Source organism: Thioalkalivibrio sp. ALJ15, from assembly GCF_000383695.1.
In the GTDB taxonomy this organism is placed as follows: Bacteria; Pseudomonadota; Gammaproteobacteria; order Ectothiorhodospirales; family Ectothiorhodospiraceae; genus Thioalkalivibrio.
On record NZ_KB912057.1, the window covers coordinates 249,630 to 272,588 of the forward strand.

Here is a 22,959-nt window from a genome sequence, read left to right on the forward strand (position 1 = left end):
TTCCTGTGTAGGAGGCCAGCCCTCTGGCCGATGGGGTATATCCGGCGGCCCATCGGCCAGGGGGCTGGCCTCCTACAGGAGATGCCCAAGCGGCGGTTATCGGCGGCGGCCTGCGGCGATACCGCCAATCAGCAGCAGGAACAGCGCGGCGGCGACTAGCCAGGGAAGCCAGGGCATGCCGGCTGCCTCGTCGCCGGTCTCCTGGCCACTCTCGGCCTCGGCCGCTTCCGGCATCTCCTGCATCTCCCGGGCGTCCGGGTCCTCCAGCGGCTGGATCTCGGTGACACGACTGGGGTCGGCCTCCGCCTGTGCACGATCGATCTGCGCGGACGCGCGCACGGCCTCGAAGGCCTCGCGCAGTTCGGGGTCCTCCAGGCGCTCGGCCACCTCGTCCAGCATCGGGTGGTCGGGGCGCGTGTGCCCGCTGCCCGGCAGGCCGTGTTCCGCAACCAATTCGGCGAAGCGTTCGGACAGGGCGTCCAGTACCTCCGGCTCGGCCTCCCAGAACCCGCGACTGGCAGCCACCAGATGCACGGCCTGCAGGTGGGTCTTCACATGCACGTTGTGGCCGTCGGCGAGAAATTCGTCCACGCCCAGTCCGTGCCGGTCCTGCAGGTAGATGTCGTGCACCTCGTCCCAGACCCAGGAGCGCACGATCTCGGGGTTGGTGGCCTGCCAGCCCCAAAGGTTGTCGACGAAGTCGCGGGCCATGGTGCGGGCCCCGGCATAACCGTGATCCATCAGCGGCTCGATCCACTGCGGGTTCAGGTTCTGCCCCTGCAGCTCGCGCATCAGCGCGCGCCCCAGCGTCTCCACCTGCGGGTTGTCCGGGTCGGCATGCTGCAGCACGCGGTTGTCCGGCACCTCGCCGCGCAGGCTTTCCACGGCAGTGGACAGCCCACCCTGGAAATCGAAGCCGTCGTCGTTGTCCAACAGCCCGTACAGGTGCGAGGCACGGCCCAGATAGGTGCGCCCGACCCCGGCCACGCGCGACTCGAACGCCTCGTGTGCCGCATCGCCGGATGCCGTTGTGCCGTAGGCATGCCCCATGCGGCGCAGGTAGGCCGCGCCCAGTTCGGCGCGATCCTCCCAGGCGCCGGAACGGTCCGCCAGGCGGTTGACCCCGGCGCCGTACGCCCCCGGTGCGGTGCCGAACACGCGCAACGCGGCCTGCTCCCCGGCGGCGGCACCGTCCAGTCCGGCCGCGCGCAAGGCCTCGGTGTCCTCCACCCACTGCGCGGCGACATCATTACGCGCCAACGACTCGCCGCCGGGATCGCGCAGATCCTCCGCCAGCGGAGCGAGGGCTGCTTCCAGTGCCTCTTCCAGTTCCGGGTGCTCCTCGAGGATGGTCTCCGAGGCGCCATCCAGCGCCAGCCGTGCGGCCCGGTCCAGCCACACGAGCTGGTCCTCGTAGAGATCGCGGAACAGCCCGGAGGTGGTGAACAGGGCATCCCGGCGACGGTCGCGCCCGGCCTCGTCGAGATCCATGCGCTCCAGGCCCTCGACGATCCCGCGACTGTTCCAGGCGGGCCGGATTCCAAGCATGTCCATGCCGAAGGCGATCATCACCCCCTCGTCACGTACGGTGTCGGAGGCCCAGAGGATGATGGCCTCGCTGCCATCCGCTTCCGGATCACCGTGCTCGCGGGCATCCGCGGCGAGTTCCTGACCGATGCCCCAGGCGATTCGTGTTGGCACCAGGTCCGCCGACAGGGCATGGAAGTTTGTCCCGGTGGGCAGTACATCCGGCGTGCGGATCGGATCGTTGCCCTGACCCGGTGGCACGAACCGACCCTCCAGGGCGGCCAGCAGATGGGCGCGTTCACTGGCGGGCGAACCCCGCAGCCTGTCGTCCCAGTCGTCACCGGCCTCACCATCCCCGGCCATCGACTCGAGCATCGTGTCCACGGCTTCGTCCGACCAGTCGCGACCGAACACATGCAGACCCAGCGGCATCTGGTCCTCCTGCATGTCGGTCAGGTAGTGGCCGATCTCGTGCACCAGCAGCTCTTCATCCATCTCCGCGAGCGGAGTGTCACCGTGCCCGTGGTCGTGCCCGTGGTCGTGCCCGTGGTCGTGCCCGTGGTCATCCCCATGATCATCGTCCCTGCCATGGTCGTCATGTCCATGGCCACCGTCCTGCTCATGCCCGTCGGAGTGGTCATCGTGGTGCCCATCTCCGTCGTCGTGGCCGTGATGGTGATGGCCGCGCGCCAGTTCGCGTTCGATGGTCTCGGTCAGGCCCAGCTCGTCGATACGCTCGCGCAGCGTCTGGGCGGCGCGCGAGCGGGTGGCCGCATCGGGCTGGGCCGCGGCCTCGTAGGTCTCCACCAGCTGGCGCAGTTCCAGCAGGCTGTCGTAGAGCTCGGTGGCCGCCAGCGGCGGCGTCAGGTGGCTGATCATCACGCCCATCGCCCGCCGCTTGGCCTGGATGCCCTCGCCGACACCATCGACGATGTAGGGATAGATGATCGGCAGGTCACCGCCGAGGATCTCGGGGTAGTCGTCCGGGGCGAGACCCGCGCGGCGGCGCGGGAGGAACTCGCGAGTGGAATGACGCCCGACGTAGACCAGCGCATCCGCCTCGAAGTGCTCGCGAATCCAGTGATAGAAACCGGCGTACTGGTGAGTCGGCGGGAAGGTCGTGTTCGCATGCAGCAAGCGCTCGCTGACCTCCCACCCGCGCGGCGGCTGCGGGCCGATGAACACGTTGCCGAACTCGATGCCGGGGAAGAGCATCTCGCCGTCGCGCGTCATGGCCTCGCCCGGCGGCTCGCCCCATCCGGTCAGACCCGGGATGCCTGTACGCACCAGGGCCTTGCGCAGCTGTTCGGTGGTTTCGTGTTCGTCTTCACCGGCCAGCGTGGCCTCCCAGGCGGCCTCGTATTGGGCGAGCAGGTCCAGCGCCCGTTCCTGGGCGTCGTGCGGGTAGCTCTCGAGCATATGCCGTAGATCGCCGACACCGCTGTCCAGCGCGGCCTCCGCCAGTTCGTGCTTGTCCGCGTCCCTGGCCGCCTCCAGACGCGCCTGCAGGTAGCCGATCGGTCCGTCGACCAGCTCCGCCTGCACCGCGGCAGGCAAGCCGTCGAAATACGCCTGGTACTGATCTCGATCCAGCGAGGCGACCCGGCCGGCGATCGCGTCCAGCGCGTCCGCCTGTTCCGGCAGATTCACCGCCCGGTCCTGGATCATGTCCAGCAGGGCCTCGGCATCCTCCGGCACCTCGTCCCCGAGGTCATACCCGGCGGCCTCCAGCCGTTGCAGGATCTCCAGCAGTGATTCCGGGACATCCAGCTTGTCGGCGCCAATGTTCTGGCGACCGGGCGGATGGTTGTAGTACACGACCGCGACCCGCTTGTCTGTGTTGTCCAGCTGGCGCAGCCGGTTCCAGCGCTGCATCCGGTCGGCCAGGGCCTCCACCCGCTCGCCCACCGGTTCGGGCAGCGCCAATCGCACGCCAGTGCGTTCGTCCTGCGTGGGCTCGCCCGCGGTCGCCAGCACCATCGGCTGACTGGCGCCCTGCAATTCCGGCATGGCCACGTGATAGTGGACCTTGTCCCAGGGGATGCCCTCGTGCGAGAGCCGCCACTCGGTCTCGCTCACGTCCGCCAGACGAATCCCCTTGACCACAGGGACATCCAGCTCGGCGAAGGCCTCGGCCACCGCCTCGCGGTTGCCACCGCCGCCCACTACGAAGTCCTGCAGGCTGACGATCCCGCTCAGCTCGGCGGGTGCCGCCGATGCGGCGAGGTTCTCGACTGCCTCGCGGCTGGCCCCACCCCAGCGCGCGAGGACCGCGAAGCACTGGGTATCCCGGGCCTCCAGCGCCTCGCAGGTCGCATCCAGAAGCTCGCGGTCACCGGGACGGTCACCGGTATCCAGGTCCAGCACGGCCACGGCCGGCCTGGCATCCAGGCCAAGATCCCCCGGGTCGGCCACCGACTGGCCATCCCGGTAATAGCGGATGGTCTCGCGCGGATCCGGTTCCGGCACGTCAATCGAGTGCCCGCCCCGAGCGGCCAGCCAGCGCATCAGACCCTCCATGTTCTCCGGTGTGCGGCCCTGATAGAACGCACGTCCGGTTAACCAGTCGGCCTGGTTTGAGAAGCGCTCCTGCTGCCGGGCCAGGTGCTCGCGCGGATCCTCGCCCGCTTCAGGGTTCTCGGTCAGTTCGGTCCGGGCCTCCTCGTCCAGCTCCTCCAGAACCGCCTGGCCGTCGATGCGGGACAGCGCGGTCAGGCGCCGTTCGCTGTTGATTGCAAGGATCGGCGCTGACGCGGCCGGTGCCTCTTCGCGCAGCAGACGTTCGAGACGACCGGCCTGGTCCCCGAACACCGCTGCCACGAGCACCGCGTCGGCATCGCGCCACAACGCCCGGATTGACGAGTCCGACTTGTCCGCCAGCTGCTCAGGCGTGCGCAGCACCACCTCGGCATCCGGCACGGCCTCCAGGAATCGATGCGCACCGGCGGCCACCTCGGGGGCCGAGCGCTCGGAGACGATGCCGACGATCTGGGGCCCTGCCCATACGGGCGTGCTCCACAGGCCGACGATCAGCAGGACCAGGCTGCGTTTCCAGAAGGACATGCGATAAACCCCGAAGAAAATTCGATGGGGCGACGCCACCGGTGCAATGGTGGCGTCGCCAATCCGTTATACGCAGGAAGGTGCCGTGGAAACGGCACCCGAAAACCAGCAACGGCAGATGCAATCAGCCGCGTTTGTTGGCCGGCTGCCAGAGGACTTCCGCGCCGTTCTCGTGACGTGCAAGCACACGGCAGAGCACGAACAGAAGATCCGACAGGCGGTTGATGTAGGCCAGTGAACTCGGCCGCAGCGCCTCATGGTGATTCACCGCCACCAGACGACGTTCCGCACGGCGGCATACCGTACGGGCGATATGGCAGTCGGCCGTGGCCGGCCCACCGCCCGGCAGGATGAACTCCTCGAGCGGCGGCAGATCGGCGTTGAAGCTTTCCAGCTCGACATCGAGCCGCTCGACAGAGGCATCCGGTAGCGCCTGATGCCCCGGCACCGCCAGCTCCGCCCCCAGGTCGAACAGCTCGTGCTGAACCAGGGCCAGCACGCGCCGAACCTCTTCCGGGAGATCGTGGACCAGGACCCGGCCCACGACACTGTTCAGCTCGTCCACGTCACCAAACGCCTCGACGCGGTGGCTGTCCTTATCCACCCGCGAGCCATCCCCCAGGCCAGTCCGGCCTTCGTCACCCGTGCGGGTCGCAATCTTTGACAGTCGATTACCCATGCATCACCTCTGCTGGTAGCGCAGCTTGACGAAAGCGGCCCGACCCGGCTGGTTGTAGCCCCCTTGGGTCTCGTAATCCTTATCAAGCACATTACTAACCGTCGCCCGGAGCTGCCATTCCCGATGGATCTGATAGCTGGCGCGCAAATTCAGCAGGCCGTAACCGGAAAGTCGGTCGTTATTACCGGTATCGTCATACGATCGACTCTTGGCAATGGCTGTAGCTCCAACGGAAAACCGCCCGAACTCTCGGTCCAGATCCAACCTCGCACTTACCGGCGCCCGGCGCGACAGCTCCTTTCCGGTTTCCCGGTTTTCGGCATCCAACAACGTCATCGAGGCACGAGAATTCCACGGACCGAACTCATGGCCACCCTCGATCTCCAACCCACGAATCCGCGCCTCTTCGATGTTTTCAGGGAGAGGGGAGCCGGTAATAAGGTTATCGACGCGAGCCTCAAACACCGCAACGTCGACGTACGTGTGACCGGCTGAGTACCGCGCACCGAGTTCATACGTTTCTGACTCTTCTGGATTTAAGTCTGGATTGCCACGGAAAAACCCTACATCTGGGAAATAAAGATCGTTAAATGTCGGAGCCTTGAAAGCCGTCCCATAGGATGCCCGCAGGCGCAGGGCATCGGTGGCCTGCATGCCCCAGGCGATCTGACCCGTGGTCTTTGCACCGAACTGCTCGTTGTCGTCGTAACGCAGCGAAGCTTCCAGGTCGTGGTTGCCAAGTTCGGTGCGCAAGACCGAATACACGCCAACGTTGTAACGCGAGTCCTCGTCATAATCGGTGGTGCCATCAACCTGGTCCTCGTAGGCATCCACTCCGGCCACTAGGTCGGTGCGATCCCCAAGTCGGAGATCGTTGCGCCAGGTCAGCTGATTCCGACGCGTATCGAATCGATCGATGCTTCCACCAAGCACGCCGCCTTCCGTCACATCGTCACTCTCATCCCGTGACTGCCCGAGCGTGACTTCCGAGTCCCAGCGGGCGGTTACCGGAATACGAACACCGGCCCGCAGGGCGGCGTGCACGAAATCCGTGTAGGCACGGTCATACGGCCCCAGACGGCCAAAAGAGTCCGGGTCGGCGGGGTCGACGAGGCCGAATTCGTCCGCATCGTATTCCGAGCGGCCCTCCGAATACAGCATGTTGCCGAATAGCTCGATGCCGTTGGGGAGCCGATGCGACAGCTTGCCGGCCAGCGAGGTGTTCTTGTAACCGTCAGGGTCATCGTCACCGACGTCGTCCTGCACGTTAATCCCATCGGTCTCGAAGTGGCTAACCGAGAAACTGTAGTTCGTGTTCTCGGTGCCGCCGGCAACGCCGACTCCGGTCTCCCACGTGTCAAAACTTCCGCCTCCGACAAATGCGTTGACCTTCGGCGGTCCTTCTCGACCTTCTCGGGCAAAGATCTGGGTCACGCCGCCAATGGCATCGGACCCATAAATGGACGTTCGAGGGCCCCGCACGATCTCCACTCGTTCGATCTCCTCCGGCGGCAGGAACCGCCAACTCGCCCCGCCGGTGGTCGCAGAGCCCATGCGAACTCCATCGATCAAAAGCAGGTGGTGATCAGATTCGGTACCCCTCACGCGCACACTCGACTGTTTACCAAATGGGCCGGCACCACTCACCGATACGCCAGCGCGCCCATCTAAAAGATCGGTGAACTGCTGGGGCTGCAGGCGTTCGATTTCCTCGCGGTCGATGATGGTCACCGAAGCGAGCGTCTCGTCGACGGTCTGGGCGATTCGCGAGGCGGTAACCTGGACGGTCTCCAGCGTCTGCGCGTCGTTGGTGTTCGGCGTGTCCGCAAGGGCGGGACCGGTGGCCAGCAGGATGGCCGTGGAAAGTGCTGTGCGTTTCATGTCGTCCGTGTCTCCCGGCGAGCCGCCCGCACGCCGTAAATTCGTCGGGACCACGCAGGCAGGGGGAGAGAGGCACGAGGGGGACCGGGCACAGCCGCTATGCGACCAGGCCCGATCATCCGCCTCGCATGCCCGCCGCATGCCGCGCGATCATTCCCTGGCCGGTCTCCGGGCTGACGAGCGTTCCGGTGCGGCGCCTTCCCGAACGATTCCGTTCAGTGGCGTGTGCCGCGACCATCAGAGGCCGTCATGGCCTCTCGCTCGATTACCGTTGCGGGGGCAGCGTCGGATTCGTCCGCAGGCATCCAGATACCTGTAGCGGGCTCACCGAACTTCCCGTTTAACCCCTCGGCGAGACACGCCGAGGGGCACCAGAAAACGCACGAAAGCCTACACAGTTGGTCAAGAAATTACCAGACCCGGGAAATACGCGGCGTCAGGATCGCTGGGCCTCGGCCTGCACATAACGTGCGCCGCTCTTGAGCAACCGCCCCCAGGACTTGTCCTGCAGCATGGCGTCAAATTCCGGCGACCGTTCGGCACGCAAAGCCACCGGCGCCGCCTGCGCGCCCTCCTCCACCGGATGGGCGGCCAGCATCTCCAGGCGGTCGGGATTGGCGCCATATTGCCGTACCAGGAAATCACGCATGGAGTCGGACAGCGGCAGATGGTAGATGCGCGTCAGACGCAGGGCCAGCCATTCCGCCATACGGCTAAGATCCTGACGCACCATACGCACCATCGCCGAACCCAACCCCGCCTTGGCATCCGCACTCATGCCGACGTACAGGCCTCCGAGATAGGCGGCGGGATTCGCATAGATCGCGCGCTGGATACTCGGGTTGGTCAGGTCGACCAGAGGCTCCAGAATCAGTGCGAGCTGGATGCCGATGCGCTTGGCGGTGTCCGCATCCAGTGGGTGCCCACCAAAGTAGAACAGGTCGCCCTCGCGCCGGATGCCGAGCTCGGACAGGTACTCACAGAACCGGTCGGCCAGGCGCAGCTTCTGGTCGTCCGCCAGCTCGATCACCTCTTCGCTCACGCGGATACCGCGCGCACTGCGCTTGAACCAGCTCTGCTGCCCCTTTCTCTCGACCTGCTGTCGTCGCAGCGCCTCCCAGCGCTCGACCGCGGCGGTATAGCGACTCTGCGCCTGCATGAGCTGGTCCCGCGCCGCGCGCAGGTCTTCGACATGACGCAGCGCCCGCCCCAGCAGGCGGCCTTCCGGCGAATTCACAGCGGGGCGGGACTGTTCCAGTTGCGAAAGTGCATCCAGCACCTCGCGCCCGATACCCAGAGTCGGCGAACGCAGGACCTGCGGATCCAGGCCACTGGCCGGGCTTTGCGCCAGCAACATCGCGAGCGAGCGCAGGCGACTGACCACACCCGCCTGAGCGACGCGGAAACGGTTGCCCTGATACTCCAGCCGATCCAGCGCATGCCCCAACCGCCAACCACCCGACCATTCGAAACTCAGCCGCCGGATCTGCCGCCCGTTGACCATCTCGAAGGCCAGTACAAACATGGCCTGCGTATCATCCAGTGAGCAGCGCGACAGGTCATCCGAGTCCGCCGCTGAAAACAGGCGGTCCAGAAATTGATCGATCCGCCGGACGCCATCCTCACGGGTTGGCGCGACGCCCTGAAGCCGGTCGCGCAGCGGATCCGCCAGTTCGGAGGCATCGTGGTGCAGTTTTTCCAGCGCGGCCAGACGAGCATCCGCAGTGGCATCCACCAGATCCGCGACGCGCGAGCGCAGCCCCAGCCGACGGTAGATCTCGATCTGCTCGGCCGCTGCTGCGAGGCTGGTATCGCCGGTCATCTCGCGCACCGCGACCGCGACGCCTTCCGGCGAGATATCCACCTCATGAAGCAGAACCTCGGCGGCCTTGCGTCGCCGCATGTCCGGCGCCATCTCGGCCATCGCCAGGTCGCGGGTCACGAACAGCAGGTCCGGCAAAAAGTCGATCGTATTGCGCAGCTGATCGCGTGAGCGCTCCTGCCGCTTGCCCCGCGTGGCATCGGCAATAAACCGCGCCAGCAGGCCAATCACCCCGAACAGCAGCGTGTAGACGGCAAAAAAGATGAAATTCTGGGCCGGGGCGGCGTGGCCAAAGCCCAGGAAATAGCCCCCCTGCATCGCGAGGAAGGTCACCGGGCCGGCCGCCCACAGCAGCTGCAGCATGTTGAGCGACCAGGGCACCTTGCGCGCGGTCGCCGCGACCTCGGTGATCCGGCTGCGCCCGGCCGCCTCGATCAGCACATGGTCCTGGCTCGGACTGGCGGCCTGGGGGGCCTCCTGCCGCTGTTGCCGCTTGCGAAACCTGCCAAACACGCGTCGTCCCTGCCCCCTCAGCGTTTCCGTGAAGTGTAGGGAAAACAGACCGGTTGCGGGTGCCCGGTCAGGAAAAAATGTTCAGGGAGCCAGGAAGTAGTCCGCAATCCCTACGCAGCACTGCGACCCCGGACTGCCGCCTCCCCCGGCGGCGTCGAAACCACCTTGGGCGCCTCGTCGGCATACAGATAGTCGCGGGTGAGCGGCACGGCATCCTGCTGTTTGGCCACCTGGATGTGGAACACCACCTGGCGCCACCAGCGGAAGGTCGCCTCGCAACTGGCCAGATAGAACTCCCACATGCGGCAGAAGCGCTCGTCGAAGTGGCCCACTGCCTCGGCACGGATGTTCTGGAACCGCCGATACCACTCGGCGAGCGTCTCCGCATAGTGCAGCCGCCAGAACTCGATATCGGTGGTATGCAGCGGGGTCGGCTCCAACGCCTCCATCACCTCGGACAGTGCCGGGGTATAACCGCCAGGGAAGATGTACTTGCTCAGCCAGGGGTTGGTGGTCCCCGGAGGCCCCTGGCGGCCAATCGTGTGCAGGACGGCCACGCCATCGTCCTTGAGCAGGTCGTTCACCCGCTGGAAGAACGTGCCGTAATTGGGCACGCCGACATGCTCGAACATGCCGACACTGACGATCCGGTCGTACTGGTCGTCGTGTTCGCGGTAGTCCTGATAGAAAAAGCGCACGCGATCGTCCAGCCCGCGGCGCTTCGCCTCGGCCTGGGCCACTCGCAGCTGCTCCCGGGACAGGGTGATTCCGTCCACCTGGACATCGGCATTCTCGGCCAGGTGAAAGGCCAGCCCACCCCAGCCGCAGCCGATATCCAGCACCCGCTGACCGGGCTCCAGCACCAGCTTCTTGCGCAGCATCGCGCACTTGGCCTGCTGGGCCTCCTCCAGGGTCATGTCCGGGCGCTCGAAATAGGCACAGCTGTAGAACATGCCTTCGTCGAGAAAACGGCGGAACAGCCACTCGTCCACGTCGTAATGATGGGAGATGTTCTGGTAGCTGCGCGCGATACGGTTGCCCTGCTCGAGGACCGCGCGAAACATGCACACCAGCGGGTGCACACGACGCTGGAATCTGGGCGCGAAGTTGCGCATGGCCACATCCAGAAACACCCGGATGCCCTCGGGACCCGGCGACCAGAGCCCGTCCATATAGGTTTCGCCCAGCTGAAACCCGGGATCTCGCGCGATGCGCTTGAGGGCCGCCCGATCATGGACCTGCAGCGTGATCTCGGGTGCCCCCTGCCCGAAACGGCGCTCGCTCCCGTCCGGCTCGCGCAGGATCAGCGTGCCGTGGTGCATGTATTCGTTCAGCATCCGTTCGATCATTGCGTCCCTTCCCATGCGAATCGCCTGCTATATTAAACAGAGTCTAGATATCGCACTCGCTCCGCCGCAAGCCTCTGAATTGGCTGATCCCTGCCACTCCAAAAGGTTCCACACTCACAATACCGGAATTCCTCATACGGGCAACCTCTATACGGGGGCCTCACACACCTTCCCTCACCGATGGCAAAACCGCTAACCTGAGCACATGACACTGCGCCCGACCCAAGCCTGCGAACACTGCACCCTGCGCCAGCTCTGTCTGCCGATGGGGCTGCCACAAAACGAACTCTGGCAACTCGACGAGATCGTGCAGCAACGCCGTCCGATCGAAAAGGGGGCCTTGCTGTTCGGCATGGGCGAGCGCTTCGACACCCTGTTTGCCGTACGCACCGGGGCGTTGAAGACCGTTCTGATCGGCGACGACGGTACCGAGCAAATCACCGGCTTCGCCCTCGCAGGCGATCTGCTGGGGCTGGATGCGATCCACTCCAGAAAACATCCGGTCAGCGCGGTCGCCCTCGAATCCACCAGTGTCTGCGCAGTCCCGTACACCCATGTGGACGACCTCGCCGGCAGGCTTCCGACATTCCGCCAGCACATGATGAACGTGATGAGCCAGGGGCTGGCTCAGGACGAAAGCCTGCATGCCCTGCTCGGGCAGCGCACGGCGGAGCAGCGCCTGGCCACATTCCTCGTCACCCTGTCGGAGCGGCATCGTGCACGGGGCCTGTCCACCGAGCGCTTCTACCTCCCGATGTCGCGCGCCGACATCGCGAACCACCTGGGGCTGACTCAGGAGACCATCAGCCGCCTGTTCACACAGCTGCGCAACCAGGGGGTAATCAACCTGCACACCCGGGATCTCGAGATCCTCGAGCCGACGACCCTGCGCAGTACCGCCGGCGTGACTTTTACGCCCGCCGCCAGTAGTGCCTGAGGCCGCCCGGCCACACGACTTCGACCGCTTCTGGGATTTCGCCCTGCGGATATGGGCCTGCGCCCCCGCACGGAAACGCCTGCTGCACTGGCAGGATGCCCATGAGGTCGATGCCATCCTCGCCCTGTTCGCCCTGTGGTACCCACGGCGAGTACACACACACGACTGGCAGGCGCTGATGCAGGCCGCCGCGCGCTGGCGCGAGCAAACCACCTCGCGCGTGCGCGCCCTGCGCCGCCGTCTCAAGCCCAACAGCCCCGATGAGCGACAACGCCAAGCCCTGTACGACGCCGTGAAAGGGCTGGAGCTGGCTTGCGAGCGCACGGCTGCGATGCGACTGTGTCAGCGCACGCAGGCGCTGGGCAATCCCGCTGCGACTCCCGATCTTGCGCGGCGTTTACACCTGCTGTTTCCCACCCTTCCCATGACCGAGATCCTGGACGGATTACCCGAACTTACACACGTCGGCTGCACATAGCAGAGGTTCGGGCTATCCTCCCGACACATTTTCTACAGGCAAGCGGCATGTCGGACGATCTGCGCAATCAGCTCCTGAAGGCCGGGCTGGTGGACGAAAAACAGGTGCGCAAGGCCAAGAGCCAGAAGCACAAGGCCCAGAAGACACAACCGAAAAAGAAAAAGGGCAAGCCCGCCGACGCCGAGGCTAGCGCCGCTGCGGCTCGTCAAGCCGAGCAGGCCCAGCGCTCGCGGGAGAAGAACCAGGAACGACAGGAAAAGGCCGAACGCCGCGCGCGCCGGGCGCAGATTCGCGAACTGGTGAACCAGCACCTGGCCCCGATCCCCACCGGCGACGCCGCGATCGACTACCACTTCCAGTTCGACGGGCAGGTCCGCCACCTGCCGGTGACCGAGGACACCCGCAAGCGCCTGGTCGACGGCCGCGCGGCGCTGGCCGGCCTGGAGCTGCACCCGAGCAAGGGTTTCCGTGTAATCCCGCGCGACATCGCGGACAAGATCCGCGAGCGGGATGCCGAATGGCCGCTGGTTATCCCGGCCGAGGAAAGCGGCGGTTCCGAGCCCGATCCCGACGACCCGTACAAGGACTACGTCGTCCCCGACGACCTCATGTGGTAACGCCTCGCTCGGGGCTCACGCCTTGCCGGTATCGCCCCCGGCCTGGGCGGTGGGGAGTTCGGCGAAATGCTCGCGCGCACGGGCAACCAGCTGGGCCGGCAGCCCGTTCTTCTCGGCAATCGTAAGACCAAAGGACACACCCGGCTCGCCAATCAGCAGCCGGTAGGTCGGGGACAGCGTCTCGGCATCGAACTGCATCGAGGCGTTCACGATGCCCGCGTGCTGGGCGGCATAGTCCTTCAGGGGCGCCAGGTGGGTATTCACAATCCCGCGCGTGCCACGCGCACGCAACTCGTCCAGCATCGCCATCGCCAGTGCCGCGCCCTCGTCGGGGTCGGTGCCCGTACCCAGCTCGTCCAGCAGGATCAGGGTCTCCGACCCCGCGTGATCAAGAATCCGCTTCAGAACCTCCACATGGCCGGCAAACGTGGACAGGTGGTGGAACAGGCTTTGATGGTCGCCGACATCGACCATCACCTGATCGAAGCGCCCGATGCGGCAGTCCTGCTCGGCCGGGATATGCAGCCCGCACCAGGCCATGGTGACCAGCAGCCCGAGCGTCTTCAGCGCGACCGTCTTGCCGCCGGTATTCGGCCCGGTGATCAGCAACAGGGGCTGCTCGCCATCCAGCCGGATCGACAGCGGCACCGGCTGCGGCCCGTTGCCCTCGGCGAACTGCAACAGCAGCAGCGGGTGGTAGGCCTCGATCAGTTCCACCCCGGCCTCCGCCTCCAACCGCGGGGCATGGGCATTCATCTGTGCGGATAGCTGCGCGGCGGCGGATGCCAGGTCGATCCAGGTCAGTGCGGTCAGCATCAGTTCCAGCGGCTCGCCATACTGGCGCACCACGTCGGTCAGCTCGCGCAGCAGGCGCTGCTGCTCGGTATTGATCTGGCTGTTGACCGTATCCAACTGGTTGTTCAGCGGCACCGCCTCGATCGGCTCGACGATCTGGTCGCGCCCGCCCATCGCGGTGCCGCGACGCACACCCTTGACCGCATTGGCCGCCTCGCCACGCAGCACCATCACCGCGCGTTCCTGGTGCCACTGCACCTTCAGCGCGTCCTCGCCCTTTTGCGCGACATCGGAGGCCGCCAGGCGCTTTTTCACCACCGCCTCGACCTCGTCGCGCAGGCGCCCACGCTGCTCGAAGGCCTCGACCAGCGCGGGGCTCGCGTCCTCGCGCAGCGACCCGCCGGGGTTCAGGCACGCCGACAGGCGCTCTTCCAGCCCCTCGGGCGGATACAGCTTGTTCAGGTCCGCCGGATAGATCTCGGGGGTGTCCGCCAGTTGATCCGCCAGCTCGCGGGCCTGACGCATGATTGTCTGGAGGTTGTGCAGGGCCTGCACCGGCAGCGCAGCCCCGGGGTTGGACGCCTGGCGCAGCGCCGCGCGCACGTCCGGCAGTTGCCCCAGACGCGGCAGGGTCCCGGCATCCAGACGCTGGCGCGCAACGGTCACCGCGGTCTGCAGTGCGCGCGCCGCATCCAGATTCGGTGCCGGCTCCAGCCCGCGCGCGGCATCCGCGCCGTAGGGCGTCGCGGTCAGGCGCTCCAGCAGACGCTGGATCGCGGGGAATTCGAGGGCCTTCAGATCAACCTGCATGACATACCCTTGTGCATGAATTCTCTACCATGGCCGGGGCTCGGGACCCTGTGGGAGCGTGCTTGCACGCGAAGCCCCTGCCAAAGCCGGATGCAGGCGGGGCTTCGCCGGCAAGCCGGCTCCCACAAGGGGGGAGACCAGGCTTCGGCTCACTCCTCGGCCTTCTTGAACATCCCGAGGTAGGCCTTTTTCTCCAGCAGCGGTTCGCGCATCACCGCCAGCATGTCGTCCAGGTGTTCCGGCGTGCTCATACCCACCAGGGAGGTGCCCAAGCCCGGCGTGGAGCGGTTGAACTGCATCGCGCGCTGCGCCGGATTGGGCAGGTTCGCCAGCTGCTGTTCGACCACCTCCACCGACTGCTGGGCGAGGTGTCCCTTCAGCATGGAGTGGGAGGCGAACATGTACACCTCCAGCTGGTGCGCGGCCTGCAACGGGCTGGCCACATTGCCCTGCCCGGTCGCGGTGTTGAAGCGGGTAAAGCCTTCCAGCATCACCTGGTTGAACGGGAGCATCCCGATCTTGAAGTGGTGCCGGGCGTGGTCGTCGCCGGTCACGGTCTGGGCCGCACGTTCGGCCAGCCCCTGCATGGAGGTCAGCGACTGAAACACGGCGGCATCGGTCTCCTCGCGGAAGCCCTCGAACGTGGAGATCCCGTAGGCGCGGATCTTCTTTTCCCGCGCCGCCCGCTCCAGCATCTCGAACACCGGCTCCAGCTTGCGGTTGGTCGCCTCCTTGCCAATCTCGTGGATATGGACCTCGGGCTGATCAATGACGAAGGCATCCAGCGTCTCGACCCCCATCAGCGAGCGCGACAGCTCCATCTGATAGTGGATGTACTCTGGCGTCAGCAGGTGCGCGCCCTTGGCGAGATCGTCCCGGGTACCCATGCCCTGGGACTCGATCTCCCGCTGGAACCAGGCATCCATGTCGTCCGGCGGCCCGCCGCGCAGTGTCAGGAATCCGCCCTTGGAGATCAGGAACATCGCCTCGCGCGGGACCCCGGCCTCCAGGGCCGTGCGCACGCCTGCGCCTACGGCCGCCAGCGAACGACCATAGCGGTAGTGGGCACCGGTGTCGACGACATTGATGCCTTCGGTCAGCCCGCGGGCGACGATGGCGGAGATCGCGGCATCCACCTCGGCTGTGGCGGCGCCGCCGAAGGTGCCAATGCCCAGGCTGGACAGGCGCATCTTGGCGCGCGAGAACTCGCTGTAGTGGCCCTCGGCGGCCTTGCCCTCGGCGATGTAGTGCTCCGCATACCGGCGCGTCGCCTTGGCGTTGGCGTATCCCGGGATCAGTTTCTGCGGCGATTCCATAGAGCTCCTCTGCACAGTCCGGAGAAGGCCGGTACTCGATCGCGCACCGCCCGCTCGCATCCATCCGGAAAACGCGAATCCTACGTCACCCGAGCGTGATTGCTAAAACCCATCCAAACCGGCGAGTCTCCCAAGCGGCCGGATTCCGCTCTGGGTGGATCGTGCAACCCTGATGTGATCATGGTTGCGCACACCCCCGGGGGATTGGTTCATAATGGTGGCGGACGCGTCGCTGCGGCGTGCGAAAGTGGCCTGGTGGTACCCTTGAGCCTTAATTCTTCACCACGGGACCGAGCACTTCCGTTTCGTTGCGCATGTCCGTCATCGAGCGGAAAGCCTTAAGATTCGGAGGCTTCTCCCACCTGAACCTCTGGTTCAAGGTCGATGGTCACTTCGGCGCCCGCGGGGCGCGTCCACCTCATTATTTTGCGGATCGTATGTCCAGGGACGAGACCTCCTTCACGCCTGACGAACTGCGCCAGCTACGACTGCGCCTGCGCCGCGAGCGCGCCGCGCTGTCCGACGAGCGGCTCGAGATTCATTCCGCCCTGATCTGCGATCACCTGCTGCGCTGGTTCCAGCGCTGGCAACCGCATTGCATCGGTGCCTATCGCGGCCTGCGCGGCGAGGTGGATCTGACCCCCCTGACCGTGTCCCTGGCCCGGCGCGGCACCCGCATCGCCCTGCCGGTGATGGATGCCAAACGCCCCGGGCGCATGCACTTTCACGCCTGGGGGCCGGACGCGCCGCTTTGCCACAACGGCTTCGGCATTGCCGAGCCCTGCCCCGATGCCCCGCGCATCTGGCGCCGCGAGATGCAGGTGGTCCTGCTGCCGCTGGTCGCCTTCGACCATGCCGGCAACCGCATGGGCATGGGCGCGGGCTATTACGACCGCTACTTCGCCCGTCGCCGCTTCGGCATCCGCCGACCCAAGCTGATCGGCGTGGCCCATGCCCTGCAGGGGGTCGAGGCCCTCCCCAGCCAGCCATGGGACGTCCCACTGGACGGCGTGGTCACCGAGGCCGGGTGGCATGCGCTGCCCCGCCGTGCGCGGCACAATACGCACACCTGACCCACACGCCCGATCCGGCACAAGGAGCCCGCATGGCCTACTGGCTGATGAAATCCGAGCCCGACGAGTTCAGCATCGATGACCTGGAACGCGTGGGCGTGGAGCCCTGGGACGGCATCCGCAACTACCAGGTGCGCAACATGATGCGCGACGAAATGAAGAAGGGTGATCTGGCCTTCTTCTACCACTCCAACGCCAAGCCACCGGGCATCGTCGGCATCCTGCGCATCGAGAAAGAGGCCTACCCGGACTCCTGCGCCTTCGACCCCGAGGACCCGCACTACGATCCGAAGAGCGACCCGGACAACCCGCGCTGGCTGCGGGTGGACGTCGCCTTCGAGGAAAAGTTCGGCGACATCATCACCCTCGACTGGCTAAAGCAGCAGCCGCAGCTCGAGGACTGCCCGCTGGTCCGCCGCGGCAACCGCCTGTCGGTCATGCCCATCACCCAGGAGCAGTGGGACTTCATCCTGAGCCACGCCCAGCGCGGAAAGTAGCCGCGTGGCCACGCTCTACCACTTCCCGCACGACGCAAAGGCCGACCGCCTGCGCCTGGCCTGTGGCTACAAGGGTGTGGAGCTGGAAACCGTCGCGCTGGACTGGTTCGACGACGAGACCTTCTTCGAGCTGGGCGTGGCCCGCCAGTCGCCGGTCCTGCAGATGGATGACGGTACCCTGGTCACCGACACGCTCACGGCGCTGCGCGACATCGACCACCTGTTCCCGACCGGCGAGCCCCTGGCGGAAGGCGTAATCCCCGAGGATGCCTGGCAGGCCCTGGTGGACTGGCGCAGCAAGGTCGATGTCGTGCTCGATCGACTGTACGCCCCGCTGGCGCCGGGCTTCCACGGCATCGGCGAGAGCGCCGAGGCCCTGGCCGACTACAAGGCCCAGGTGCAGCACCGCTTCGGCCTGTCGCTGGAAGAACTCGCCAACGACCGCTACGACGGCTACAACCAGCTCGCGAAACTGAGCCGCCTGCCGGAACTGGCGAAGCACCTGGCGGCCAGTCGCTTCTATCTCGGCCACCCTTCCATCGCCGACTGCGTAATCGCCGCCGACCTCTACCCCCTGCAAATGCACGACGGCATCAACCTGCCCGTCGACATGCTCTACTACCTGCGCCGTGTCGAAGAAACCTTCAGCACCCGCCTCGACACCCAGTGGCTCGCCCGCTGAGGCTCTGTGGGAGCGGCCTCGGCCGCGAACACGAAACCTGATTTCACCACCGGCGCATCTCCAGATTCAGGCGAACCCCACAAAGGCCGGCAAGACGCACTGACCGACCTGATTCGCAACGCTGTTCGACCAACCGCCTACTCGTAGGATGCGTTGAGCGCAGCGAAACGCATCAGGGGTCAGACAAGGCGTGGGGAATGGCGCGTTTCGCTACGCTCAACGGCACCCTACGCCGTTTGGAAAAGGCCCTGCATTCGTGCGCAAGCACGCTCCACCGGACACACCACGTCGTAGCGTCCGTGTCGGACCTGCGACGATACACTCAGCCGAAGCGGTAGTGCTTGCGGATGTCGCGGTGGATCTCCCAGGTGCAGTCCATGCCCTCGGGGAAGGTCACCAGGTCGCCCTCACCGACCGTCACCGGCTCGCCACCACCGTCCGGGGTGACCGTCACCTGCCCCTCCAGGATGTAGCAGACCTCGCGCTCGTCGTAATGCCAGGGGAAGGTCGAGACCTCCTTTTCCCAGACCGGCCAGTCGAATACGCCGAGGCGTTCCAGATGGTCCTGCTCCGGCCGATGGATCACTTCGATGGACATGACGGGCTCCTCTGTCTGGGGGAAATGGCAAGCCTAACGGGACCGCGACCGGGCGCCAAAAGTATCGGAGCGAAACAGGCCCCTCTCGCCCGGGTAAAGCCGGCGAACGAGCAACAATACGAAAGCGATCAGTCCCAGCGCGGCCGGTAGATACTCCAGCCAGATACCCAGCTCCCAGGCGATGTAGGCGGTCACCAGGGCCCAGAGGAAGGGAATGATTGCCAGGATCAACGACGGGCGCGGCTGCGCCAGCAGCAGGATGCCGAGGGTGAACAGCATGGTGGGTCCCGGCGCGACACCCACGTACTGGGCCTGGGCCCAGGACACCCCCAGGAGCAGGACCTCCAGCAGGGCATGGCCGACCATGGCATAGGCCATCACCACGATCGCGACAAGGCCGGCCACACCACCCGGCCAGCCAAAGCCGTGGCGCCCCAGCAGCGTGAGGGCGAACAGGAGCATCAGGCCCTGCGCGACGAACACGCCCGCCAGCCGGCCCGCCCAGAAATGGAATTCGGCAAGCACACCCCCGATGAACACGACCCCGATCCAGACCCACATCACAGCGAGCAGCAGGCCCACGACGCGTCCGGCCCCGCGCCCGCCTACAAGGGCTAGCGCCAGTGTGACGAGCACCATCAGGGCCGCGACCCCGTGCAGCGGCCAGATGGCGCGATTGTATTGCCCGAAGATCGACAGCAGGGTTTCGGCGGCAAATGGCAGCATCCGCACTCCCGGTAAACTTTGAGACTTAAAGTGCTTCGACGTATTCGATCATGCGCTGGCGCATGTCGTCATCCGGCATCGGGCCGTAGAGGGCTCCCATATTCTCCCGCATGTGCTCCACGACCGAGGTCGCCGGGATCGCACAGGTGACATCGGGGTGCGAGACGATGAACTTGAGCAGGAGTTGCGGCCAGTTCTCGCAGTCGATCTCCCCCGCCCAATCGGGCAGTGGTTCGCTCTCGAAGCGCTTGATCAGCTCCTTGCGGCGGAACGGGCGATTGGCGATGACCGCCACCTCGCGTTCTCGGGCCAGCGGCAGCAGGCGTTCCTCCGCCTCGCGGTCGAGGATGTTGTAGGTCAGCTGTACGAAGTCCAGGTCCTCGCGTTCCAGGATGCGCTCCAGCTGGTTGTGGCGGCGCCCGTGGGAGGTGGTCACCCCGATATAGCGGATCTCGCCCGCCTCGCGCTTCTCGCGCATCGTCTCCAGATGCGCCTCCCAGTTCTGCAGGTTGTGCACCTGCTGCACATCCAGGGTATCCACGCCCCACAGGTCCAGCGACTTCGCATGCTGGTTGCGCCCGGTGCCGGTGCTACCTGTCCAGATCTTGGTCGCCGAAATCAGCCCTTCGGGGTGGCCCAGCTCCTGCAGGCAGTGCCCCACTACCGCCTCCGCGCGCCCGTACATCGGCGAGGAGTCGATCATGCCGCCGCCGCGCCGGAAGAAGGTATCGACAATCTCGGTGCGCAGCGCGAGGGCATCCGGGTCATCCGCGACGTTGAAGGTGATCCAGGTGCCCATGCCGATCACGGGGATCTCCTCGCCCGAGGAGGGAATCGCCTTCCTGTTCGGTTCGCGTCCCTCGCCGGCCGCGCCTGCGAGCGGCCAGCCGGTACCGGCGGCAATGGCCGAACCGGCCATCCACTGCAGAAACGACCGGCGCGAACGCTGATTCGGGACTCTCGCCATGCGACGGCTATCCTTCGGAACCTTACCCACGTGGTCCCGCCGAACGCGCCAGAAGTTCCGGCACGGGAGTATTTTGGCCTGCCAGAACGAAAACGGCCCCGGGCAGATGCCGCGGGGCCGGGACAGGCGGACGGGCCGCCCGGGGCTTCACATCCGCCTAGATAAACAGACAGATGTCCGACTCGCCGGCGAACTCGAAGAACGCGGCGGCGCCGGCATACTCGATGCCGTCAATGAACTCGCTGGTGTCCATATCGAACAGATCCACCGTCATCTGGCAGGCGATCATGCGCACCTCGGCCTCCTGACACAGTTCCCGCAAATCCTCGAGATCGGAGACGCCTTTCGCCTTCATCTTCTTTTTCATCATCGTCGTCATCATGCGCTGCATGCCCGGCAGCCCCTGGAGCATGACCGGCATGGGCATAGGCATGGGCATCCCCGGGTTACCCAGCGACGTGACCTGCAAATCCATCTTCTTGCGCAGCAGCTGCAGCCCGTAAAAGGTGAAGAACACTTCGACTTCATAGCCGAGCGCGGCAGCGGTCGAGGCCAGAATGAACGGGGGATAGCCCCAGTCCAGACTGCCCTTGGTCGCAATGATGGCCAATTTCTTGGTATCGCTCATTCACTCCTCCTTGGTGGTGGAGGATGGTCCGCCACAGCCCCCTGCGCGTAACCCCACCCCCCTGTGGATCGGGGCCGCCCCGTGCGACCCCAATATTTCGATCTAGTGCGGGCTGGCTATTTCGAGGCCAGGCGCGCCTTGCGCCAGTCCCGGATCAATGCACACCCCGCACATACCCCGAGCGCTGCCAAACTGCCCCAGACCGAGATCGGGACCAGAATCATGGCCAGCGCGAAGAGCATCCAGGCGACAACCGTCATGGTGATACTCCGTCATGGCCCTCGCCCCCCGACGAGGAAACCATGCATCGCGGACTAAACAAGGAAACGCCGCTCGGCGTGTTCCTGACTAACGCGCTTCGGGGCGCTCCGCGGTCACGTCCCCTGGCGTCTCGGCGGCCGGTGATTGCTGTACGGCATCACCGGTCGACTCCGATACAGTATCCGATTGTGCCTGTTCTGCCGAGCGATGCACATCGGCAGCCGAGGCCCGCCCCCCCGTACGCGATACGGGCCGGGCATCGACGAACTGGTTGTTCAGGCGCTGGATATAGGCCTCGGCGCGATCACGCAACGCATGCAGGCGGCCAATTTTGCGCCGTCCCAGGCCCAGCGGTGCGCGACGCAGCATCCAGCGCCACGGGCGCGTGTTCTTTTCGAAAGCCGCCCGCCAGTTACCGGCGGCCGACTCGGTCGGCAGCGTGCGCGCGATGCGCCGGGCGACCCAGCGGCGGTTGAAGAAGTGGAGCCCAGCCAGCACAAGGACCAATACAACAATGCCGGTCGACGTCCAGATCGGGTGCTCGCCCATCGACGCCCAGGCCGAACCGTCCATCCAGGGCCCGAATCCGCCCGCCGTGTTGTACCCGATCACACCCAGGATCACGGCAATCACCGCGAACATGGCGGCGTCGAACTGAAACACCCGCCGCCGCCACCGCTCCAGTGCCCTTCGCAGTGCAGGCAACGCATCCATTTCGATGGATTCGGCGATCGCCTGCAGCGAGCCGAGGATACGATACGAGCGTGACGAGCTGATTTCCTGGATCTTCTCGTGGATCTCCGCGCGATCACGCTGCGACTTTTCCTCGTAGCGTTCGCGCACCTGCTCGTCGCCGATCTCGACCCCGGCGCTCTCGTTGAACATGCAGTAGAAACGCCCGGTGGCATTGCCCTGGCGCACGACCGCACGTTGCCAGGCGGAGACGACCTCTTCCAGGTTGTCTTCGCGCCAGGTGGTGTCGATTTGGTTGAGCACAAACACCAGTTTGTTGAAGTCGTTGCGCTCGGCAACCCGATTAACCAGGTGCTCCAGCGTATCGCGCATCGCGCCCGGCTCCGGGTGCCGCGCATCGAAGAAGACAACCACCAGGTCCGACAGATCGATGATGTGGTCGGTCAGTTGCAGGATCGTCGCACGCTGCTCGTCGGCGTCGAACCCGGGCGAGTCGATCAGGATTCGGCCGCGCAGGCGCTCGGAATTGGCGGTCTTCATCGCCAGGAAATGGTCCACGGTGCGGCCACCACCATCGGTAATGCGCTCGATCTCGTCGGACACGCGGTAGAACGGGAAGCGCGGATCACCATCCAGCGCCAACCCCGGAAGCTCCTGCACCCGCTCGCTGCCGCCGTAGCTGATGACGGTGAACTTGTCGTCCACCGCCTGCGAACCACTGCGTTGAACAGTGGTCCCGACGTACTCGTTGATGAACGTCGACTTGCCCGACGAGAACGTCCCGAGCACCGCAATCATCGGCCACCAGGAGATCGTAAAGGCGTAAGAATCCTCCTGAGGATTCAACAGTCCCGAGGCATAGCCGACTCGATCCAGATCACGGAAGGGGTCGACAACCCCTTTGAGGACTGGATTTTCTTCGGCGAGGCGATCGCTCAGCAGCTTGAGCTGCTTGCGCACGCGGCGACCAGGACGATTAAACATGGGGACTCCGTTGCGGCGGCGGCCACCCGGCAGACACAGCTACTCCGTGCCCGGACGCCTCCG

Annotated in this window: 19 protein-coding genes, 1 other RNA gene and 1 riboswitch; of the genes, 7 read left to right on the forward strand and 13 right to left on the reverse strand. The window is 65.6% G+C overall.

Annotation, left to right across the window (positions count from 1 at the left end; translation table 11 throughout):
- Nucleotides 1-96: 96 nt before the first annotated feature.
- The 5 genes from G015_RS0104820 to G015_RS0104840 all read right to left on the reverse strand — a co-directional run bounded on the left by G015_RS0104820 (nt 97) and on the right by G015_RS0104840 (nt 10,834).
- Complete coding sequence (locus G015_RS0104820; RefSeq protein ID WP_020146254.1) at nt 97-4,590, reverse strand: cobaltochelatase subunit CobN; 4,494 nt, start codon at nt 4,588-4,590, stop codon at nt 97-99.
- Nucleotides 4,591-4,714: 124 nt separating this feature from the next.
- Nucleotides 4,715-5,269, reverse strand: coding sequence for a cob(I)yrinic acid a,c-diamide adenosyltransferase (locus tag G015_RS0104825; RefSeq protein ID WP_018174773.1), 555 nt, complete (start codon nt 5,267-5,269; stop codon nt 4,715-4,717).
- Between the two features lie 3 nt (nt 5,270-5,272).
- A complete protein-coding gene (locus G015_RS0104830) occupies nt 5,273-7,150 on the reverse strand; it encodes a TonB-dependent receptor domain-containing protein (RefSeq protein WP_020146255.1) in 1,878 nt (625 codons plus the stop codon).
- A gap of 141 nt (nt 7,151-7,291) precedes the next feature.
- Nucleotides 7,292-7,541, reverse strand: a riboswitch (cobalamin riboswitch).
- Between the two features lie 45 nt (nt 7,542-7,586).
- Nucleotides 7,587-9,485, reverse strand: coding sequence for a hypothetical protein (locus tag G015_RS0104835; RefSeq protein WP_020146256.1), 1,899 nt, complete (start codon nt 9,483-9,485; stop codon nt 7,587-7,589).
- Between the two features lie 110 nt (nt 9,486-9,595).
- Nucleotides 9,596-10,834 carry a cyclopropane-fatty-acyl-phospholipid synthase family protein gene (locus tag G015_RS0104840; protein WP_018138709.1) on the reverse strand — a complete coding sequence of 413 codons (1,239 nt, stop codon included), beginning with the start codon at nt 10,832-10,834 and terminating at the stop codon, nt 9,596-9,598.
- A 205-nt stretch (nt 10,835-11,039) separates the two neighbouring features.
- On the opposite strand from G015_RS0104840, the gene fnr reads away from it, so the two are divergent.
- Genes fnr through G015_RS0104855 form a run of 3 tightly spaced genes read left to right on the forward strand, consistent with a single transcriptional unit; the run spans nt 11,040 to nt 12,866 of the window.
- The gene (gene fnr / locus G015_RS0104845; protein ID WP_018138708.1) at nt 11,040-11,771 is read left to right on the forward strand and encodes a fumarate/nitrate reduction transcriptional regulator Fnr; all 732 of its coding nucleotides are present in this window, start codon (nt 11,040-11,042) and stop codon (nt 11,769-11,771) included.
- Nucleotides 11,764-12,249, forward strand: coding sequence for a TIGR02444 family protein (locus G015_RS0104850; RefSeq protein ID WP_020146257.1), 486 nt, complete (start codon nt 11,764-11,766; stop codon nt 12,247-12,249). Before fnr ends, G015_RS0104850 begins: the two co-directional genes overlap by 8 nt.
- A 47-nt stretch (nt 12,250-12,296) precedes the next feature.
- A complete protein-coding gene (locus G015_RS0104855) occupies nt 12,297-12,866 on the forward strand; it encodes a DUF2058 domain-containing protein (protein ID WP_018138706.1) in 570 nt (189 codons plus the stop codon).
- Nucleotides 12,867-12,881: 15 nt separating this feature from the next.
- Here G015_RS0104855 and G015_RS0104860 read toward each other — a convergent pair whose 3' ends face one another.
- Both G015_RS0104860 and G015_RS0104865 read right to left on the reverse strand, forming a co-directional pair.
- Nucleotides 12,882-14,471: a DNA mismatch repair protein MutS gene (locus tag G015_RS0104860; RefSeq protein ID WP_020146258.1), complete on the reverse strand. Its 1,590-nt coding sequence runs from the start codon at nt 14,469-14,471 to the stop codon at nt 12,882-12,884.
- A gap of 149 nt (nt 14,472-14,620) precedes the next feature.
- Entirely contained in the window at nt 14,621-15,787 is a 1,167-nt protein-coding gene (locus G015_RS0104865) for an aldo/keto reductase (RefSeq protein WP_020146259.1), read from the reverse strand.
- Nucleotides 15,788-16,013: 226 nt separating this feature from the next.
- On the opposite strand from G015_RS0104865, the gene ssrS reads away from it, so the two are divergent.
- The 4 genes from ssrS (at nt 16,014) to G015_RS0104880 (ending at nt 18,039) form a co-directional block, all read left to right on the forward strand.
- A non-coding RNA gene (gene ssrS / locus G015_RS13910) (6S RNA) lies at nt 16,014-16,199 on the forward strand.
- A gap of 25 nt (nt 16,200-16,224) precedes the next feature.
- Nucleotides 16,225-16,860 carry a 5-formyltetrahydrofolate cyclo-ligase gene (locus G015_RS0104870; RefSeq protein ID WP_038050069.1) on the forward strand — a complete coding sequence of 212 codons (636 nt, stop codon included), beginning with the start codon at nt 16,225-16,227 and terminating at the stop codon, nt 16,858-16,860.
- A 32-nt stretch (nt 16,861-16,892) separates the two neighbouring features.
- Nucleotides 16,893-17,357, forward strand: a complete 465-nt coding sequence (locus G015_RS0104875; RefSeq protein WP_018876953.1) for an EVE domain-containing protein — start codon at nt 16,893-16,895, stop codon at nt 17,355-17,357.
- 4 nt (nt 17,358-17,361) lie between these two features.
- Complete coding sequence (locus tag G015_RS0104880; protein ID WP_018993656.1) at nt 17,362-18,039, forward strand: glutathione S-transferase family protein; 678 nt, start codon at nt 17,362-17,364, stop codon at nt 18,037-18,039.
- 322 nt (nt 18,040-18,361) lie between these two features.
- On the opposite strand, the gene G015_RS0104885 is transcribed toward G015_RS0104880, so the two are convergent.
- The 6 genes from G015_RS0104885 to G015_RS0104910 all read right to left on the reverse strand — a co-directional run bounded on the left by G015_RS0104885 (nt 18,362) and on the right by G015_RS0104910 (nt 22,896).
- Nucleotides 18,362-18,637, reverse strand: a complete 276-nt coding sequence (locus G015_RS0104885) for a cupin domain-containing protein (protein ID WP_018138700.1) — start codon at nt 18,635-18,637, stop codon at nt 18,362-18,364.
- Nucleotides 18,638-18,670: 33 nt separating this feature from the next.
- Complete coding sequence (locus G015_RS0104890) at nt 18,671-19,363, reverse strand: DUF6064 family protein (protein ID WP_018993657.1); 693 nt, start codon at nt 19,361-19,363, stop codon at nt 18,671-18,673.
- Between the two features lie 25 nt (nt 19,364-19,388).
- Nucleotides 19,389-20,282 carry an aldo/keto reductase gene (locus G015_RS0104895; protein WP_018648995.1) on the reverse strand — a complete coding sequence of 298 codons (894 nt, stop codon included), beginning with the start codon at nt 20,280-20,282 and terminating at the stop codon, nt 19,389-19,391.
- A gap of 205 nt (nt 20,283-20,487) precedes the next feature.
- Nucleotides 20,488-20,958 carry a DsrE/DsrF/DrsH-like family protein gene (locus tag G015_RS0104900; RefSeq protein WP_018138697.1) on the reverse strand — a complete coding sequence of 157 codons (471 nt, stop codon included), beginning with the start codon at nt 20,956-20,958 and terminating at the stop codon, nt 20,488-20,490.
- Nucleotides 20,959-21,074: 116 nt separating this feature from the next.
- Complete coding sequence (locus G015_RS14295; RefSeq protein WP_018138696.1) at nt 21,075-21,218, reverse strand: hypothetical protein; 144 nt, start codon at nt 21,216-21,218, stop codon at nt 21,075-21,077.
- An 88-nt stretch (nt 21,219-21,306) separates the two neighbouring features.
- Nucleotides 21,307-22,896, reverse strand: coding sequence for a dynamin family protein (locus tag G015_RS0104910; RefSeq protein WP_018993659.1), 1,590 nt, complete (start codon nt 22,894-22,896; stop codon nt 21,307-21,309).
- Nucleotides 22,897-22,959 lie beyond the last annotated feature (63 nt).